The 17,566-nt window shown below is 62.0% G+C and carries 17 protein-coding genes, 1 tRNA gene and 1 pseudogene; 9 read left to right on the forward strand and 10 right to left on the reverse strand.

What is annotated here, in order from left to right:
* Positions 1 to 6 precede the first annotated feature (6 nt).
* From ACAty_RS02815 to tnpA, 4 genes are read right to left on the reverse strand one after another with little or no spacing between them, the layout of a single operon-like run.
* The gene (locus ACAty_RS02815) at positions 7 to 318 is read right to left on the reverse strand and encodes a hypothetical protein (protein WP_004870695.1); all 312 of its coding nucleotides are present in this window, start codon (positions 316 to 318) and stop codon (positions 7 to 9) included.
* Positions 308 to 1,870, reverse strand: a complete 1,563-nt coding sequence (gene tnpC / locus ACAty_RS02820) for an IS66 family transposase (protein WP_038471577.1) — start codon at positions 1,868 to 1,870, stop codon at positions 308 to 310. The genes ACAty_RS02815 and tnpC (ACAty_RS02820) overlap by 11 nt, the downstream gene beginning before the upstream one ends.
* A gap of 8 nt (positions 1,871 to 1,878) precedes the next feature.
* Positions 1,879 to 2,286, reverse strand: coding sequence for an IS66 family insertion sequence element accessory protein TnpB (gene tnpB / locus ACAty_RS02825; RefSeq protein WP_148262189.1), 408 nt, complete (start codon positions 2,284 to 2,286; stop codon positions 1,879 to 1,881).
* Complete coding sequence (gene tnpA / locus ACAty_RS02830; RefSeq protein ID WP_004867952.1) at positions 2,262 to 2,558, reverse strand: IS66 family insertion sequence element accessory protein TnpA; 297 nt, start codon at positions 2,556 to 2,558, stop codon at positions 2,262 to 2,264. Before tnpA ends, tnpB begins: the two co-directional genes overlap by 25 nt.
* Positions 2,559 to 2,640: 82 nt before the next feature.
* Between tnpA and tnpC (ACAty_RS15160) the strand changes: the two are divergent.
* Positions 2,641 to 3,787, forward strand: a pseudogene (gene tnpC / locus ACAty_RS15160) (IS66 family transposase); the annotation flags it as partial.
* Between the two features lie 69 nt (positions 3,788 to 3,856).
* Here tnpC (ACAty_RS15160) and ACAty_RS14820 read toward each other — a convergent pair.
* The gene (locus ACAty_RS14820) at positions 3,857 to 4,165 is read right to left on the reverse strand and encodes an ABC transporter substrate-binding protein (RefSeq protein WP_051620733.1); all 309 of its coding nucleotides are present in this window, start codon (positions 4,163 to 4,165) and stop codon (positions 3,857 to 3,859) included.
* Between the two features lie 336 nt (positions 4,166 to 4,501).
* On the opposite strand from ACAty_RS14820, the gene ACAty_RS02845 reads away from it, so the two are divergent.
* The 4 genes from ACAty_RS02845 to ACAty_RS02860 all read left to right on the forward strand — a co-directional run bounded on the left by ACAty_RS02845 (position 4,502) and on the right by ACAty_RS02860 (position 10,878).
* Complete coding sequence (locus tag ACAty_RS02845) at positions 4,502 to 5,044, forward strand: hypothetical protein (RefSeq protein ID WP_238323811.1); 543 nt, start codon at positions 4,502 to 4,504, stop codon at positions 5,042 to 5,044.
* 883 nt (positions 5,045 to 5,927) lie between these two features.
* Complete coding sequence (locus ACAty_RS02850; protein ID WP_004868469.1) at positions 5,928 to 7,190, forward strand: IS256 family transposase; 1,263 nt, start codon at positions 5,928 to 5,930, stop codon at positions 7,188 to 7,190.
* A gap of 277 nt (positions 7,191 to 7,467) precedes the next feature.
* Complete coding sequence (locus ACAty_RS02855; protein ID WP_004870698.1) at positions 7,468 to 8,175, forward strand: PilZ domain-containing protein; 708 nt, start codon at positions 7,468 to 7,470, stop codon at positions 8,173 to 8,175.
* A 45-nt stretch (positions 8,176 to 8,220) separates the two neighbouring features.
* On the forward strand, positions 8,221 to 10,878 hold the full coding sequence (locus ACAty_RS02860; protein WP_004870699.1) for an EAL domain-containing protein: 2,658 nt from the start codon (positions 8,221 to 8,223) through the stop codon (positions 10,876 to 10,878).
* Between the two features lie 244 nt (positions 10,879 to 11,122).
* Here the strand turns inward: ACAty_RS02860 and ACAty_RS02865 are convergent.
* The 5 genes from ACAty_RS02865 to ACAty_RS02885 all read right to left on the reverse strand — a co-directional run bounded on the left by ACAty_RS02865 (position 11,123) and on the right by ACAty_RS02885 (position 14,439).
* Positions 11,123 to 11,199: transfer RNA gene (locus ACAty_RS02865), tRNA-Pro, on the reverse strand.
* Between the two features lie 34 nt (positions 11,200 to 11,233).
* A complete protein-coding gene (locus ACAty_RS02870; protein ID WP_004870700.1) occupies positions 11,234 to 11,590 on the reverse strand; it encodes a YtxH domain-containing protein in 357 nt (118 codons plus the stop codon).
* 17 nt (positions 11,591 to 11,607) lie between these two features.
* A complete protein-coding gene (locus tag ACAty_RS02875; protein WP_004870701.1) occupies positions 11,608 to 13,242 on the reverse strand; it encodes an alpha-D-glucose phosphate-specific phosphoglucomutase in 1,635 nt (544 codons plus the stop codon).
* 8 nt (positions 13,243 to 13,250) lie between these two features.
* Complete coding sequence (locus tag ACAty_RS02880; protein WP_004870702.1) at positions 13,251 to 13,538, reverse strand: hypothetical protein; 288 nt, start codon at positions 13,536 to 13,538, stop codon at positions 13,251 to 13,253.
* Positions 13,539 to 13,548: 10 nt separating this feature from the next.
* Positions 13,549 to 14,439: a diiron oxygenase gene (locus ACAty_RS02885; protein WP_004870703.1), complete on the reverse strand. Its 891-nt coding sequence runs from the start codon at positions 14,437 to 14,439 to the stop codon at positions 13,549 to 13,551.
* 166 nt (positions 14,440 to 14,605) lie between these two features.
* Between ACAty_RS02885 and ffh the strand changes: the two genes are divergently transcribed.
* From ffh to trmD, 4 genes are all read left to right on the forward strand, one after another.
* Positions 14,606 to 15,982, forward strand: a complete 1,377-nt coding sequence (gene ffh, locus ACAty_RS02890) for a signal recognition particle protein (RefSeq protein ID WP_004870704.1) — start codon at positions 14,606 to 14,608, stop codon at positions 15,980 to 15,982.
* Positions 15,983 to 16,079: 97 nt separating this feature from the next.
* Positions 16,080 to 16,337 (forward strand): 30S ribosomal protein S16, encoded by a 258-nt coding sequence (rpsP, locus tag ACAty_RS02895; RefSeq protein WP_004870705.1) that lies wholly within the window; start codon positions 16,080 to 16,082, stop codon positions 16,335 to 16,337.
* On the forward strand, positions 16,324 to 16,833 hold the full coding sequence (rimM, locus tag ACAty_RS02900) for a ribosome maturation factor RimM (RefSeq protein WP_004870706.1): 510 nt from the start codon (positions 16,324 to 16,326) through the stop codon (positions 16,831 to 16,833). Before rpsP ends, rimM begins: the two co-directional genes overlap by 14 nt.
* Entirely contained in the window at positions 16,833 to 17,558 is a 726-nt protein-coding gene (gene trmD / locus ACAty_RS02905; protein ID WP_004870707.1) for a tRNA (guanosine(37)-N1)-methyltransferase TrmD, read from the forward strand. Before rimM ends, trmD begins: the two co-directional genes overlap by 1 nt.
* Positions 17,559 to 17,566 lie beyond the last annotated feature (8 nt).

Here is a 17,566-nt window from a genome sequence, read left to right on the forward strand (position 1 = left end):
GCGAGGTTATCTGAGTCGTTTTTTATCGGCGGTCGGCTGTTGGGGTTGGGTGGGTCTGGCGTCCTTTACCGGTGAGAGCAGATGGGGTGGGACATTCCAGCTCTGGCGGTTGTCGGTGACCACGGTGACGGTCTTGCGGTTATACTTGACCACCGTGCCCATCAAGCGTCCCCCCTGGTGGGCAAAGCTGACGCGCTGACCGGGATGGAAGCGCATCATCTCCAGGTGCGCCTGCATCGACTCGAGCATTTTCAGGCGCGCCACCACGCGCTGGTTGAGTTCCAGCAGTTCCTCGAAGCTCAGGCCGTCAATGTCCATGGGCATGGTCGAGATCCGAGCGCAGCGGGTTGTTGGCAAAGCGGTCTTTCCAGACCCGTGGGGTCAGTGCTTCCACATCTCGGGCCGGGTGCAGGGCGACCCGTTGCAGGACATCCACCAGGTAGGTGTAGGGATCGACGTGATGTAGTCGGCAGGTGGTCAGCAGGCTCTGGATGATGCCAACGTGCCTTGCCCCCACCTCGCTCCAGCAGAACAGCCAGTTCTTGCGCCCCATCGGGATGACCCGCAGGGCCCGCTCCAGATGATTGGTATCGATGGGCACCTCGGGATCGTTCAGGTAGACCTTGAGCTGAGCCTGGTGATTCTCGGCATAGACCAAGGCCTTGGCCAAAGGATCGCTGTTGAGCAGATCCATGCGTTGGCGTTGCTGGTGACACCAGCCGAAGAAGGCCTCGGCGATCGGGCCGGCATGGCGGCTGCGGTAGTCGCGCTTCGGTTCGCCTTCGAGTCCCTGTTCTCGAATCTGCTGTTCGACCCGGTACAGTGCGCCGATCCGGGTGAGGGCCTCCTGCGCCGCCGGGTCCTGGTCCTTGGCCCGCTCAAAGTAGCGCCGGGTGTGTGCCCAACACTGGGCCCGAGTCACCTGTGGTCGGGATTTGGCATAGCGGTCGTAGGCCGCATAACCATCACTGAGCAGCACGCCGGCAAAGCCCGCGAGCTGTTGCTCCACGTGGGCGCTGCCACGGCTCGTCGACCAGGTAAAGCACAACTCGTCGTCCTCTCCATGGATCGGCCAGTACCAGGTGGCCTGCAGCTGACCCGGCTTCTTGCGCCCCGCCTTGATCGGCGTCTCGTCCATCGCCAGCACACGGCTCTGCAGGATGTGCCGCCACTGAGCATCGTAGATGGGGCGCAGGAGCTCAATGGCCCGTTGGGTGTAGTTCGTCAGCGTACTGCGACTCAGGGTGATACCGGCGTCCTGGAGTCGCTGGTGTTGACGATAGAGCGGGAGGTGGTAGCAGAATTTGTCCACCAGGATGCCGGCCAGCAGGCTGACATCGGCGAGGCTACCCGCGAACACCGCGGCAGGGGCCGGCACTTCCCGCAGGCTGGAGGAGGCCTTGTGCCGCCATACCGGGCGGCGGTACTCGAGCACCACGTAGCTGCCGGGACGCTGGGCCAGACGGCGGGTGATCTGGTAATCGATCACCTCGTACTGATCGGCATCGGGGCCATGGAACTCGGGCGCGGAGAGTTCGATCACCTCGACGGGGACATCGGGGCCGAAGCGCAGACCGGCATCGGTCACATCGTCGGCGTTGCGCTGCTTTGGCTTGCGCCGCCGATAGCTGATCTCTTCGGTGGGCGTAGGATCGGCCGCCGGTGGGGCATCGCCCAGCAGAGTGCTGAGATCGAGCTGATTGGGATGTTCGAGGATCCGCTTCTCGGACTTGCGCCCGAACAGCTGCCGCTTGAACCAGTCGAGTTGCTGTTTGAGCGAGGCGATTTCGGCGCGAAGGGCCTGGATGACCGCGGTCGGATCTCCCCCAGGGGAGAAGGTATTTTTTGCTGTGCAGTCCGACAGTTGCATGCACGGCATTATACCTTTTCGGGTCTCCCGAGGCTACGGTTTCCGCCCTTTTTGAAGCGTTTGAAGCGGCGCAGCGAGGACAGATCGATGCCTTCGATGATCAGCTTCAGCTCCGTCCAGCTCAGCACCCGCCTGTCACCGCCCAGGCCATCGACGTGAAAGCGGCCCGCCTCCAGGCGCTTGCTCCACAGGCAGTAACCGCCCGGCTCGAAGTACAGCACCTTGAGTTGCGTGCGCCTGCGGTTGATGAACACGAACAATTGGCCGCTGGCCGGATCCTCGGCTAACTTCTGTCGCACCAGGGCGCTGAGCCCATCGAAGGACTTGCGCAGGTCCGCAGGCGGCGTATACAGCCATACCCGGAGGACGGCCGACCCGGGGACCAGCATGGTCAGCCTTGGCGTAGCCGCAGACACACCCCATTGCCCAGATCGAGCTCGATGTGCCAGCCACGCGCTGGCTCAGAGACCTCGGGTGCCAGCTCGAGCCAATCGTTCAATGAGCCGCCTCGGGCACTGGCGGGATCCTCGGCTAAGCCTGCACTATCGGCCCGCAGCTTGCGCTTCCAATAACCAAAGGTCGCCACGGCTACACCGGCTTGGGCACAGAATGCTCTTTGCGTCAGGCCGCTGACCCCTTGTTCGTCGATCAGTCGTTGCCAGTCGGCCCTGCTGTACCGCTGCTTCATATCGCGCTCCTGTATGTCAATGCAGGAACAGGTTATGGCGCGCAGGTCAGGCCGGGAAGTACGGTGCGGTTTGAACGGTTACAGCTATGTGGTCCTCAAGTACGTGCGGCCGGTGATCAAGCTCCGGGAAACAGAAACGCTCCATACGGCCCCGGCGCCCGTGGGCGTGCTCGAGGGGAGCCGGGCCGACGTCAGCTTGCTGGCCGGGGTCCTGGTGGACAAATTCCTGTATCACTTGCCCCTGTACCGGCAACACCAGCGGATGGTGGCCCAAGGCCTGCGGGTCAGCCGCTCCTGGCTCACCGATCTCGTGCAGCAGTCCATCCTACTCCTCTCCCCCATCTATACGGCCCAGTTCGAGAGCATCCGGCAGTCCCGCGTGCTGACCATGGACGAAACCCCCATCAAGGCCGGACGGTCTGGTAAGGGCACGATGCACCAAGGCTACTTTTGGCCGGTCCTGGGAGAGTGCCAGGAGATCTGCTTCCCCTATACCAAAACCCGGGGGACGATCCACATCCGCGAACTCCTGGGCCCCCTGGAGCCCGGCACGGTACTCCTGAGCGATGGCTATGCCGCCTACACCCGGTTCCAGAGGGAGACCGAGGGCCTAATCCACGCCCAGTGCTGGAGCCATGGCCGTAGAGAGTTCGTCCAGGCCGAAGCCCACGAACCCGAGCGGGTGGCCGACGCCCTGGAGCAGATCCGCACCTTCTACCGCATCGAAGAGGAAATCCGGGAGAAAAACCTGACGGGCGAGGCCAAGCGCGAGTACCGCTATCTCCATACTCGCCCCGTGTGGCCCAGTTCTTTGCCTGGGTGGAAGAGCAACTGCTCGATACGGCGCTGCTCCCCAGCAATCCCTTCACCAAGGCCTAGCCTATGTCCACAGTCGCAAGGGCTCACTCCAGGTCTTCCTGGAGGATCCGGAAGTGCCCATAGACACCAACGAGGTCGAAAAACAGATCCGGCCCATTGCTGTGGGAAGGCGAAATTGGATGTTCTGCTGGACCGAACTGGGGGCCGAGCATCTCGGCATCATCCAGAGTCTATTGAGCATCTGCCGACTCCAGGGAATCGATCCCTACGATTACCTTGTGGACGTCCTCCAGCGGGCCGGAACCCATCCCGCCAAAGACGTAGCCCAACTCACCCCTCGATTGTGGAAAGAACAATTCGCCGAGAACCCTCTGCGTTCGGATTTGTACCGCATCCGCGGCCAGCACTGAAGAACGCCGCGTAGCGATCGCTTACCGCATCTTCGCGACAAGCCGAGGGAACCCGCTGCTTAGCGACAATTATCTTGTCCTGGGCGTGACAAGGTAATTGACGCCGAGCAACCCGCCTTTCGCGAACTCCGCCGCGTACTTGTCGCGTTTGAGTGAGAGATCGCTGACGCCATCGGCGACTGCGTTGACGATTTGCCAGCTGTGATTCGGGTCGCGCATCAGCACGTAATCGATGGTGTGGCGCTTACCGCCCTCCGTCTGCAAGCGCGTCAGGACAGCGGCAGTCGTGGGGCCCAGCGATTGTACTCCAGTGATGCGAATTGCAGCTTTTCCGTTGTTGAAATGGCGCGTGTAGATTGTCGCGGTGTATTGGGTCAAAAGCTACTGAAAAGCCTGCTTCTGGAGCGGCTCCAGTTTGGTGTAATCGGGGCCGAGGGTGAGCCTGGCAATTTCGCGCACATCAAAATCCGTGCGGACGATGCGGCCCTAGTAGGGCAGGCGTTGTTGCCAGGACTGGGTGGATGGCTGGTGCAGGCTGTGGAGTAGGTTCTGGTCTTGGATGCTTTGCACCGACCGGACATCGCGCCACCGAGAGCGAGTCTGACGGTGAGAGCCCATGTGACTCACGGTTCTGGGGAACTTTCGCGACGGGACTTCGGTCTTTTTTAGCGCTGAAAACAGGCAAGCGAGGAGGCTACTATGGAGAATCTTTTGGTGAAAAGGAAAAAGCTCGTGCTGTCGCTCTCCGCCGCGCTGGTGGGGGTTGCATGCTTGGCCTATGGACCGCTTTCCCATGCGGCGGTGGGCGGGTCGGCGCAGCCGCAAGTGATCGTGCACACCTATCGGATCCCCAACGGTGTCGTTCGCGTCGAGAGTGTGACGTGGGGCACGCCCAATCCCGTCTCCGAGCAGGTCGTGCGCCTCACTCCCGCCCAGGCGCAGGCCCTCGCGTCCCAGAGCTTGCGGCAGGTGGCGGAACTGCAGGCGCAACCGCAGTGGCAAATGCGCTGGATGCAGCAGATGATGGAGACGGCCTTTGCTGAGCCCTTTGCCATGGTTACGCCACCGCCCATGACGGTGGGTTGGTCCCTTCTCAGTGTTCCCGTTGCTGCGGCCCCAGATATTCCACAGCGGGTGCAGCCGAATGTTGGCCCGCACAGCGCGCCACCCATTTCCGATGTGCCCGAACACCAGATGGTGCATTGTCGCTGGGCCCAGTCTGCACCCGTATCCCCTGCAAGCAAAACCCGTATCTGACGGGTCATGTCGCGGACCGCGAGGGCGGCCTCGCGGTCCGACGGCGTTTTCCCTATGTCCCAACGCTAACCTTTTGCCAGAAAAGGGCGATGTTTATTACGGTCTCCTCTGCCCGGCAGCAACGGCGACGTGGGTAGTCGGTGGCTGCTTGCTCCGTATGTCGAGCTCCACCTCTCCAACGCTTGCATGCAAATTGTCGGGCTTGCTTGATCATGACCAGAAATGTCTCCCAAAGCAAAAGTTATGGGGTCATTGGGAAATGGCTAATGGCAATTATTAATCTATCAAGTCGATGCCCTCACTGGAAAAGCGTTTTCCGGCAGCGCGGCGGCTGTTATGCCCGTTTTTAAATAGCTTCCCGATCGAGTGTTGGACGAACACAAGCGCAGAAACGCGGCGCGAGCGATAGCGATGTTGGCAGGGGGGCGGCAGAGCAGTTGCCTATTCGATCCGGGGAATCCGAGGGGTTTTTTCACGATTTTCGGTGCGTCAATGGGCGGGTGTCCCGCGAGCAGCGACCGATTATTGGAATGGTCTGCCACGCCCAACGCTGCTGGCCTGCAGGTGACTTCCCACCGCCAATGACCGATACGCCTGTATTACCTGTCTCACGACCATTTGACATTGATGCATAGGCCAAGACCAGAAGGTGTCCCATGGAAGGATCAACTTAGCCTAGCGCGCGTCCGGGCCGGGAGGTCGGCGATTCGACTTTTGTGCCACCGCTACGGTTTCGTTTTGTTTACACCAAGGTGTATGTACCGGCTACAGAGCTATGCTCGAATCTGGTGTACGGGAGGTCTACAACTAGCTTGAGGAGGGTGGCGCACTGTTGCTAGAAAAGGGTTTCTGGATCCGATTCGCAACGAATGAGGAGTGCGCCATGCAAGAGAGTACTGGTTTCGACGGAGGAATGGGAGAGTTGGGCCTGAACATCGAGGGCTTATTGCGGCGGTCCGCGCGCCAGCTGATCCAACAGGCCATCGAGGGCGAGGTGCAGGTGCTGCTGGAGGAGTATGCCGCGGTACGCATGGTCGATGGTCGCCGGGCCGTCGTGCGGAATGGATATCTGCCGGAGCGGGAGATCCTGACAGCGGTCGGCCCCGTGCCTGTACAGGTCCCCAAGGTGCGAGACCGCTCCGGTTCGGGCGTGGTCTTCCGTTCTTCCCTGGTACCGCCCTACGTGCGCAAGTCGCGGACCGTGGCCGCAGCGCTCCCCTGGTTGTACCTGCACGGGGTATCGTCGGGACGGATGCACGAGGCGCTGTCTGTTCTCCTGGGCGAGGAGGCCAAGGGGCTTTCTCCGGCCGTGCTGGGACGCTTGAAAGTCGAATGGGCGCAAGAGCATGCCCAATGGCAGCGCCGGTCTCTACAGGGAAAACGCTACGCCTATTGGTGGGCCGACGGGGTCTATACCCAGCTGCGGGCGGAGGACGATCCCCGGATGTGTCTCTTGGTCATTATTGGCGTGACGGCCGAGGGCAAGAAGGAGGTCGTGGCGGTCACCGACGGTTTACGGGAGTCCAAAGCCTCCTGGCTAGAGATCCTGCGGGACTTGCGCGACCGCGGGCTGCAGGAGGCGCCACTACTGGCCATAGGAGATGGGGCGATGGGTTTCTGGGCCGCCCTGGACGAGATTTACCCACAAACCCGTCATCAGCGCTGTTGGGTGCACAAGACGGCCAACATCCTCAACGAGCTACCGAAGCGCCTTCAGGGGAAAGCCAAGGCCGCCCTGCAGGCGATCTGGATGGCCGACACCCGTGAAGCTGCGGAGAAAGCCTGGCAAGCCTTCGTGCGGGACTACCAGGCCAAATATCCCAGAGCGGTCGCAAAGCTCGAGAAGGACCGGGACGTGCTGCTGACCTTCTTCGACTTCCCGGCAGAGCACTGGCGGCATATCCGCAGCAGCAACGCCATCGAATCGACCTTCGCCACCGTACGGCAACGCAGCAGCCGCACTAAAAACTGTGTCTCTCGAGCCACTTTCCTTGGCCTGAGCTACAAGCTCATCCAGCAGGCAGAGAGACACTGGCGCGGGATTCAGCATCCGGAAAGACTGCGCGAGCTCTTTGCCGGGGTGACATTTGTCGATGGGATGCCTGCCAACGAAACCCGGCTGGATCCTCAACAGGACGCCGCCTGAATCGTGTTAGCAAATGCTCATACACCAATCTTGACCATAGCTCTGTACCGGCTGCCCATGTGTCCATCCGACTATGGTGTATAAGATTTATCGCACGTTCTGACGTTACTATTATGAAATGCGACTTGCTCTCTGCTAGACTAAAGCATATGGTTATCCTACCTAATCGATCGGTTCTTGGTCCTAGACCTTTCTGCACAGGGGTATATCAGGCAAACGAATGAGTTTGACTCAGGATGATTCAAATCTCGGCATGCTACTACCGTTCCGCTCGGAGATGGACCTGGCCTCGTATCTTCAGCTGTTGATGCCCGAGTTCCAGCCCGCCGTCGGATTTGCCGAGAGTCGGATATGCGATGGGCGAAGAGGCGCCGCCGTCATCCTCTCGACCGACCCCAACGATGGCGGTCACCCCTACGTTTTCGAGGGCTGCGATGCGACCTCACAGAATCTTTTGTTCACGCCGGCACGCCCCAATTTTCTGGGGGACGAGCTCTACCGGCGCGCCTTGCTCGTCATAGAACAGGATGGCCGCATCAGCATGGGACTGTCGAGCTTTCTGTACCGTCACCAGGGACAGACCCACTTCAGCCCACCCGGCTTGGTCTACCAGCGCAACACGCGCAAGGACAAAAGAATCCTCATCGAAGGAGATATCCTGATTCGGCGTCGGGATGGGCGAACCGTTCTGGCTAGACTAAACGACTTTAGCCCCTCGGGAGCCAGTTTCTACACGGATGAGCCTTTCGCTGTGGGAGAGACCTTCCTGGCCGAGTTTGAGGTTCTGGATTGCGGTATCTGTGAGACCGTAGTAACGACCGCACGGCGTGAGGATTCACCCCTTGGCGTTCCATATCGCCACCTCGTCGGCGTCAAGATGCAGCTCACGGCTGCTCAACGCAAGAAGGCGGAACAACTGTATCTGTGCAAGAAAGCCGAGTCCATGAAACGGGTCGTCGATTCTGCGACGTCTCGTCATGGTTAGCTGCCGCCCAGATATACACAAGCACATTAGCAAGAGAGCTTCCCCGTGACATCTGGCGCCAACGAATCCACCAGTAGCCCGCCCGATTTTCTCGGGCTGCAGAGTTCGGATTTTCAGCTTATCGAACGCTACCTGGGCTGCCTGGAAGCGGATGCGCCCGCGTTAGCCCGCGCCTTTTACGACTATTTGCTCGCGTACCCTGTCACTGCTGCCGTTTTCCGGGACTTCTCCCGCATTCGCCTGGATGCCCTGCTCCAGAAGCAGGCAGAGCACATCCGCGGGCTTTTGGTCAGTCACCTGGACGAGTCCTGGCAGGAGACCATGCGCGGAATCGGGGCCCTGCACTACTATCGTGGCATAGAGCCCGCCTGGGTCGCCGGCGCCTATATCCTCTACTGGCGCCACTGGCAACAGGTGCTACAGAAGCAAGTCCCGGTAAAGGAGAGGGATCCTCTACGGGATGCCCTGTTCCGCCTGCTGATCGGCGATCTCATGCTTCAGCTCGACGGCTATGCCCGGGCCTCCCGTGAGAACGATGCCGAGCGACTGGCCTTGTTCGATGTCCTGCTGGGTGTTCTCGCTACTCCCCGCGGTGGGAAGTCCCCACGGCCAGAGGGGTTGTTGCAGCAGATTTGCGAGGCTTTACCGCACAAAAGTAGCAACGTGCGCCTGGCCGGTTATGTGGTAGGCGAAGCCGTTGGCGAGGTATTGATTCCAGAATGCTTGGCCGGGCTCCCATTGCCGACACTGCAGATTCCAAAGGTTGCCGGAGATCCCTGCTGGGAGGCATGGGAGAGCGGACGGACGATCATTTTTCCCGCGGACGATCCGCAGGCGCCGGAGTGGATTCGAGCTCTGCGCGATCGTGTTGGGGAAATCGGCTGCTTTCCGTTCAGGGCCGAAGACCTGCGCGGCGTAGGTCTGATTGGCGTGGGCGAGAAGGGCTATTTCCAGCGTGTGGGATCGGCTTATTTCGATGCCTTCAGCCACTTGGGGAAAATGGTACTCTCCCTGCGTAATCAGGCCTTGCGCGACCCCCTTACCACCCTGCCCAACCGTGCCCTTTTCCTGGATCGTTTGGATATTGCCCGTAACCAGGCACTGCGGCATGAGCGGCTATTGGGAGTAGCGCTCCTCGATCTCGATGGATTCAAGCAAGTAAACGATCGTTTGGGCCATGGCGCCGGCGATCAGTTGCTGCAAGCCTTGGTGCAACGGCTGCAGGCGCAGCTGCGGGCTGGGGATACCCTTGCGCGCATGGGTGGCGACGAGTTTGGCCTGCTGCTGCCGGGTCTGGAACGCGTCGACGATCTCGAAGTCGTCTGCGAGCGCCTGCTGGCCGCCATTCGGGAACCCATTAAAATTCAGGGTGAAGCCGTCCACATTTCCGGAAGCCTCGGTGTCACCCTCTTTCCTCTGGACGACGGCGATGCCGACACGCTCATCCGACACGCCGATATGGCGCTCTATGCCGCCAAGGAGGCGGGAAGAGACCGGTGCAAACTGCACACCCTGGCCATGGACGAGTCCGTACAGGCAGAAGCAGGGAAGCGCATCTTGGTGGAGCAGGCTTTGCGGGAGGATCGCTTGGTCCTGCACTATCAACCTATTGTGGCCAGCGTCGCTGGAGTGGTGGGCGTGGAGGCCCTCCTGCGCTTGCGCCACCCCGAAAAAGGGCTGCTTACGCCGGCAGCATTTTTCTCCTCCCTGGACAACCCCCTCCTGGCGCGTCCCATTGGCCGCTTCGTTCTGGATAGCGCGTTGCGGCAGGCAGCTATCTGGCAGAGGGAGGGCTTGGCCCTGCGCATAGCCGTGAATATCAGTGCCCGCCACCTGCTCGATGCCCGTTTCCTGGAAGATTTGCAGGAAGCCTTGGCCAATCACGCGAGCGTGCCGCCGGAACAGTTGGAGATCGAGATCACCGAATCGGCGCCCTTGCTCGATCTTGCGGAAACCCAAAAACTCCTGAACGCGTGCCAGGCCCTTGGGGTACGCGTCGCCCTCGACGACTTCGGTACCGGCAATGCCTCCCTGACCTACCTGCAGCAGCTTCCTGCCCATTCCATCAAGATCGACCAGGGTTTCGTGCGCGATATGCTCGATGATCCCAAGGATCTTGCCATTGTCGCAGCGGTGATCACCGCGAGCCGGATGTTGGGCCTGGAGACGATCGCCGAGGGAGTGGAAAGGGCGGAGCTCGCGGCCCTGCTGGCCAAGATGGGTTGCAGCCACCTGCAAGGATACCTCTTCGCCAAGCCGCTCCCGGCGGAAGCCATCCCCGCCTGGGTTGCCGGTTTTCGGGCCATTCCCCTCAGCAGGGACGCCTTACCTACCATGGATGTCCTGCCGCCGATCTTGGAGGGGCATATCCTGCGCGTGCAGGAGTTCCTCCGTGCCCTGCGCCAGGAACGTCCACTCCCCGCCCACGTCATAGAAGCGAATGCCGAGGAGTATTGCCACATCGGGCGATGGCTGAGGGGAGAGGGCGCGCTCCTCTTTGGCGAATCACCGGATTTCGTGGGTCTCCTTGCCCGCCACGAACGCATCCATCGGTTCGCCCGCGCGGCCAAGTCCCTTTTCGATGCTGGGGACGTGGAGAAGGCCATGCATCAAGGAGAACTCCTGGATCTGGAGAATCGCTCGCTGATGCGCGAGTTATTGGTCCTGATAAAGCAACGGGAATACGATTTCACGGAAGACTGAGGTCCTCCGTGGGAGAGGTGGTCCCCCATTCTGGACAGCCTGCTGGATCGATCAAGCTCTGGGCAATTCTCTGGCGGGTCTGTCTGCCTGTTTCGCTGGTACGGTCATGATCCGTGGTGGGTCACGCCCCCGACTGCCTAGTCGCTGAACATGGCTTATGTCCTGCCCGTGTCCGAGGGGAACTCGTAGAGCTTGACGGGTATAGTTCAGGCGCTGTCGCCGTCATCTGTGTGATGGGTTTTATTGGTCGGGGAGACAGGATTCGAACCTGCGACATCCTGCTCCCAAAGCAGGCGCGCTACCAGGCTGCGCCACTCCCCGATGTCCGCAAGCATAGCGGCCAGGGGTTGGTGGGTCAATCCAGGCGGGCGAGCTTGCGGCGCAGACGGTCCAGTTCGTTGCGCGCCATGGCTATGCCATCGTTGAGGCGCGCGCGCTCCTTTTCGGATAGTTCCTTGCCCTTCTCCACCAGCTCCTCGCTGTAGATGGCGATGGTATCCAGCAACTCTTCCACACGGGCGTTCATGCGCTCGCGCGAGGCGGCCATGCGATCCCAGGCGCGGTTGGCCTGCCGGCGCAATTGCTCACGGGTACGCTCGCCCGCCTGCGGGGCAAAGAGCAGGGCGACGGCGGCTCCCGCGAGCGCTCCGGCAAAGAGGGCCGTCCCCAGTGCGCCGTATCCCAGACCGCGATCTTCCTCGTCGTATTCCATGGTGGTTCCTCCGTGGTTCAGGTGATGACCGTAGGCTGTGTACGACCCGATAGCGCCTCCAGACGGCAAAGCTCCCGTCCCAGCCGGATGAGATCCTGCAGCACGCGCTGCGGATTCTGCAGCTGTCGCTGGACATCCGCTACCGGCGTCTCATGGTAGATGCGCAGGGTGGCTCCCGAGGTTCCCGTTCCCGACAGGCGGAAGATCAGACGGGAACCATCGTCGAACAGGATGCGTATCCCCTGATGCAAGCTGTGGCTGCCATCCACAGGATCAGTATAGGCGAAATCGTCGGCCAGACGAACCTCCCGGCCGGCGAGCTTCTGGCCGGAGAGCACGGGTAGCTGGTGGGTGACCGCTGCCATCAGGTCGGCGCCCACCTCCGCCGGCAGATCCTCGTAGTCGTGTCGGGTGTAGTAATGGCGGCCATGGTCACGCCAGTGCTGGGTAAGGATCTCTGCCACGCCTTGGCCGCGGGCAGCGAGGATGGAGAGCCAGGCCAGCACTGCCCACAGCCCGTCCTTTTCGCGTACGTGATTGGAGCCGGTGCCGAAGCTTTCCTCGCCGCAGAAGGTGATGGCGCCGGCGTCCAGCAGGTTGCCGAAAAACTTCCAGCCCGTCGGCGTTTCGTAGTGGGGAATACCCAGGCGCTGGGCGACGGCATCCACCGCCTGACTGGTGGGCATGGAGCGGGCGACACCGCTCAAGCCCTGGCGATAGGCGGGGATGCAGGTCGCCCCCGCGGCCAGGACGGCCAGGGAGTCGCTGGGAGTGACAAAGATGCCGCGGCCAAGGATCATGTTCCGATCGCCATCGCCATCCGAAGCCGCGCCAAAATCCAGCTCCTCGCCCGTGAGCAGGGCATCAGCCAGTTCCTTGGCATAGACCAGATTGGGGTCGGGGTGCGCACCGCCGAAATCCGGCAGCGGCTCGCCGTGCACGACCGTCCCCGCCGGTGCTCCCAGACGCCTTTCCAGAATCTCGTGGGCGTAGGGTCCGGTGATGGCGTGCAGGGCATCGAAGCGCATGCGGAAAGGGCCGCGCAGCAGGCGCGAGAGTGCGTCGAAGTCAAAGAGGCTCTCCATGAGCTCGGCATAATTCTGGACGGGGTCGATGACCTCCACCACCATCTCACCACAGTGGCTGCTGCCCAGGCTGCCGAGATCCACTTCCGGGACCCCCGTGACGATGTAGTAGCGATCGATACGCTTGCTGCGTGCCCAGATGGCCTCGGTCACCGACTCCGGTGCCGGACCGCCGTTGCTGACATTGTACTTGATGCCAAAGTCGTGATCCGGCCCGCCCGGATTGTGGGAAGCCGACAGTATGATGCCGCCGTGGGCCAGGTTGCGACGGATCAGTGCCGACACCGCCGGGGTGGAGAGCAGACCATCCCTTCCCACCAGCACCCGGCCCCAGCCATTGGCCGCCGCCATGCGCAGGATGATCTGAATGGCCTCGCGATTGTAGTAGCGGCCATCGCCACCCAGGACCAGGGTCTTGCCCTGGCGATCGGGCAGCACATCGAAAATGGCCTGAACGAAGTTTTCCAGGTAGTGCGCCTGCTGAAAAACGGTCACCTTCTTGCGCAGGCCAGAGGTGCCCGGACGCTGATCCGGAAAAGGCGTGGTCGGGACGGTGGCGATGGGCACGGTGCGCCTCAGTTATCCAAAGGGATGTCGAGAATGGTGGTCTGCCGGGTGGCATCGGTGCGCACCCACAGCGTGTATCCGCCGATCTGCCAGGTGGTGACGATGGTGGCGCCGCTATCGATGGCCTGACGGCTGGCTGCGGCGAGGTCCTCGTCCATGCTCTCCTCCCAGTCGCCGGTGGCATGGCGGCGGAGGATCTCCTGAGGGTCCACGTTGCCGGCCTCCAGAATGGCCCAGGCATCGGGGGAGGCAAGGATCTGGCCCATGGGAAAAAGCAGGGTCTTGGAAGCACTCATTTGGAAAGACTCATAGGGAAAAGCCTTGGCTGCGGAGAAAATCTCGACTGGGGGCCGCGCATTCGTCCATGAGCCGTCGCCGATGGGGATTGTGGCGCACGCGGCGGGCAAGCAGCACTGGCTCGGCGAGACCTGCGGCAGCGTAGACATTGGCGGAGGGGAAAAAGCAGGTGTGCAGGAATTGGTGGATCACCCGCCGCAGCAGCGGACTCAGGAGACGCTTTTGCCAGGCGCTTAGACGTCGACTGCGCTCCTGGATCGTGGCGCGGGCGAAGGCCATGTGCCGGGCCTCCTCGCGCATGTGGATCTGGGTGATGGCGAGTACCGCTGCAGGCAGTTCCTTGTCCGCAAAAATCCGCCGGTTGAGGCGGTCGGGGATGTTTTCCCCCACCAGGATGGTGGCCCAGAAAGCCGCCGACCCCTCGGGAGCGAAGCGCGCGAAGGCACTCGCCAGGCGCGGCCGGTCCCGGGCGCTGGACATGAAGGGAATCTGTGCACGCCTTTGCAGTTCCAGAAACATCAAGCTGTGGCCGATCTCCTCACGCATCTCGTGGAGCTGATAGCGGTAGGCGGCGGGGTCGCGATACATCTCTGCCAGACGATTGCGTCCAAGACGCTCGATGAACAGCGCCTCGAGCCACAGGCCCAGTTCACAGAAAGCCACGAATTCTGCTTGCGAGAGTCGGATACGTTCCTCGACGCTCAGGGCATCGAACTCCGGCAAGCCATAAAGGGAAAGGAGCGACTCGGGGAGCCAGGGCGCATCGAAGCGCAGGCTGTCCCAGGCAACGGCCGAAACCGGATCACGATAGTGGCTGCTGTGCGCGTTCAGACGCAAAAGCAAGGCCTCGTGGTGGTGGCGAATGACAGCAGACGACGGTAGCGACTCTGGACGGTTCATGATCGCATTCTGCCACGTTGCAAGGGGGTCTCCAAGGGCGCTCTCCGGCGTTACGCGGGCCATGGACAAAGCGGGGCGGGCCAGCGCCGGTGAAGTGCATACCCGTCTCCGCGGGTTTTGCGCCCCGGCCCCGGCTGGCGCACAATATGGGGTATCAGGGGGTTCCATGTTCGACAATCTCACCCAGAAGCTCAGCCAAAGCTTTCGCAACCTGCGTGGTCAGGGGCGGCTCAGCGAGGACAACATCCGCGATGCCCTGCGCGACGTGCGCATGGCCTTGCTCGAGGCCGACGTAGCCCTGCCGGTGGTCAAGGACTTCATTCAGGCGGTGCGCGAGCGGGCGCTGGGTGAGGAGGTCACCCGCAGCCTCACGCCGGGGCAGGTCTTCATCAAGATCGTCCACGATGAACTGGTGGCGCTCATGGGTGCCACCAACGATCGCTTGGATCTGCAGGTACGGCCACCGGCCGTCATCCTCCTGGCCGGTCTGCAAGGTTCGGGCAAGACCACTACGGCGGCAAAACTTGCCCTGTGGCTGACGGAGCGGGAGAAGAAAAGGGTCTTGTTGGTCAGCACGGACGTCTACCGTCCGGCGGCCATGGACCAGCTGCGCAATCTGGGCCGCGACATCGGCGTCGAGGTCTTTCCCAGTGACCCCAGCCAGGCTCCGCTCACGATCGCGCGGGACGCCCTGGCCGAGGCGCAGCGCAAGGTCATGGACGTGCTCATCGTCGACACCGCCGGTCGTCTCCATGTGGACGAGGAGATGATGCGCGAGGCCAAGGATCTCGCCGCCGTCGTCCAGCCGGCGGAGCTCCTTTTCGTGGTGGATGCCATGACGGGACAGGACGCCGTCAACACCGCCAAGGCCTTCGACGCCGCCTTGCCGTTGACGGGGGTCATCCTCACCAAGGCGGACGGAGACGCGCGCGGCGGTGCGGCCCTATCCATCCGCGCCGTCACCGGTAAGCCCATCAAGTTCATCGGTGTGGGCGAAAAGGTGCGCAAGGGTCTGGAGCCTTTCCATCCCGATCGCATGGCGTCCCGCATTCTCGGCATGGGCGATATCGTCAGCCTGGTGGAGCAGGTGCAGCAGGACGTCGACCAGGAGCAGGCCCAGCGCATGACGGAAAAGCTGCGCAAGGGCAAGGGCTTCGACCTGGAGGATTTTCGGGAGCAGCTGCGTCAACTGGAGCGCATGGGTGGCATGGCCAGTCTGATGGACAAGCTTCCGGGCATGGGTGAACTGTCGGCCGAGGCGCAGAGCGCCCTCGCCGACCAGAAACCCATGCGCCGGCTGGAGGCCATCATCAACTCCATGACGCCGCAGGAGCGCCGTCACCCCGAGATCATCAAGGCCTCGCGCCGCCGCCGCATTGCCGCCGGCTCCGGCACCACGGTGACCGAGGTCAACCGTCTCCTCAAGCAGTTCGAGATGATGCAGAAGATGTTCAAGAAGATGGGTAAAGGCGGCAAGGGCTTGGGGCGTCTTCTGGGTATGAATCCCCGGAACCTTTTGAAAGGTGGTCTGCCCTTTTCTTGAGGGGGCGTCTGAAGTCTTTCAATGGCCGACATTTTTGGTTACGATACGCGCCTTTCCCGGCACGCATGCGTGCCTGTAGGGTGTTCAAGGAGAATCTATGGTAGTCATTCGTATGGCAAGGGGCGGCGCCAAGAAGCGGCCTTTCTACCACATCGTGGTGGCCGACAGCCGCTCCCGCCGGGATGGGCGCTTCATCGAGCGCTTGGGTTTCTACAATCCCATCGCCAACCCGTCGGAGCTGCGCATCGACAAGGAACGAGCAGCGTATTGGTTGGCCCAGGGTGCCCAGCCCTCGGATACCGTGGCGCGCTTCCTCAAGCAGGAAGGCGTGAGCAGGGCAGGTGCCACAGCCTGAAGATGCCTGGACCGTCCTCGGACGGATCTCGGGGGTGTACGGCGTCCGCGGTTGGGTCAAGGTCTTCTCCTTCACCCAAAGTCGCGAAGGTATCCTCGACTATCCACTCTGGCATCTGGGAAGTGCGCGCAGGCCCGTCCGGGTGCTGGAGGGCCGCCTTCAGGCCGGTGGCGTAGTCGCTCATCTGGAAGGGATCGATGACCGCGATACGGCCGCGGCTTTGGTCGGACAGGATATAACGGTGCCGGTGTCGGCCCTGCCGGCCCTGCCCGACGGGGAGTTTTACTGGTTTCAGTTGCAGGGCCTTGCGGTGGTCAATCTGGACGATGAACGATTGGGCACCGTGGCCGGACTTCTGGAGACCGGCGCCAACGATGTGCTGGTGGTGCACGATGCGCAAGGGACGGAAATCCTCATCCCCTGGGATGCACACGCAGCCGCCGGAGTCGACTTGGAACAGGGCCGGATTACCGTGGATTGGCAGCGGGACTGGTGATGCGCTTTGATGTCATCAGCATCTTTCCACAGCTCATCGAGCAGTACCTGCAAGAGGGCGTGGTCGGTCGCGGTCTGGCTCAGGGACATTTCCGCCTGGGGCTGTGGAATCCTAGGGATTTCAGCACCCTGGCTCATCGTCGGGTAGACGATCGCCCCTTCGGTGGGGGGCCGGGCATGGTGATGATGGCGCCTCCCCTGTTGGCGGCCATTGCTGCCGCCCGGGAAGCCAACCCTGGAGCGCCGGTGATTTACCTGTCGCCCCAGGGAAAAGTATTGAACCAGGGCGCGCTGCAGCGCTTTGCGGGCTGCGATGGCTTGATCTTGCTGGCCGGACGTTACGAGGGCATAGACGAGCGGGTCATGTCGGCGGTGGATGAAGAGTGGTCCATCGGCGATTACGTGCTCGCCGGTGGGGAACTCCCAGCCCTGGTGCTCATGGAGGGGGTGGCGCGACTCTTGCCTGGAGTCCTCGGGCATCCGGATTCCGCCGGGGAAGACAGCTTCGCGCACAGTGGCCTGCTGGACTGCCCTCACTACACGCGGCCGGAGCGAGTCGGTACGCAGGAGGTACCCGCCGTGTTGTTGTCCGGGGACCATCGCCGTATCGCCCGCTGGCGTCTGCGGCAGGCGCTGCGGCGCAGTTTGGAGCGCCGCCCGGATCTAATGCAGGCCCGGGGGCTGAGCGCCGAGGAACGCGCCCTGTTGGAGCAAGAGGAAAACTGAAACAAGCT

The organism is Acidithiobacillus caldus ATCC 51756 (genome assembly GCF_000175575.2).
Classification (GTDB): Bacteria; Pseudomonadota; Gammaproteobacteria; order Acidithiobacillales; family Acidithiobacillaceae; genus Acidithiobacillus_A; species Acidithiobacillus_A caldus.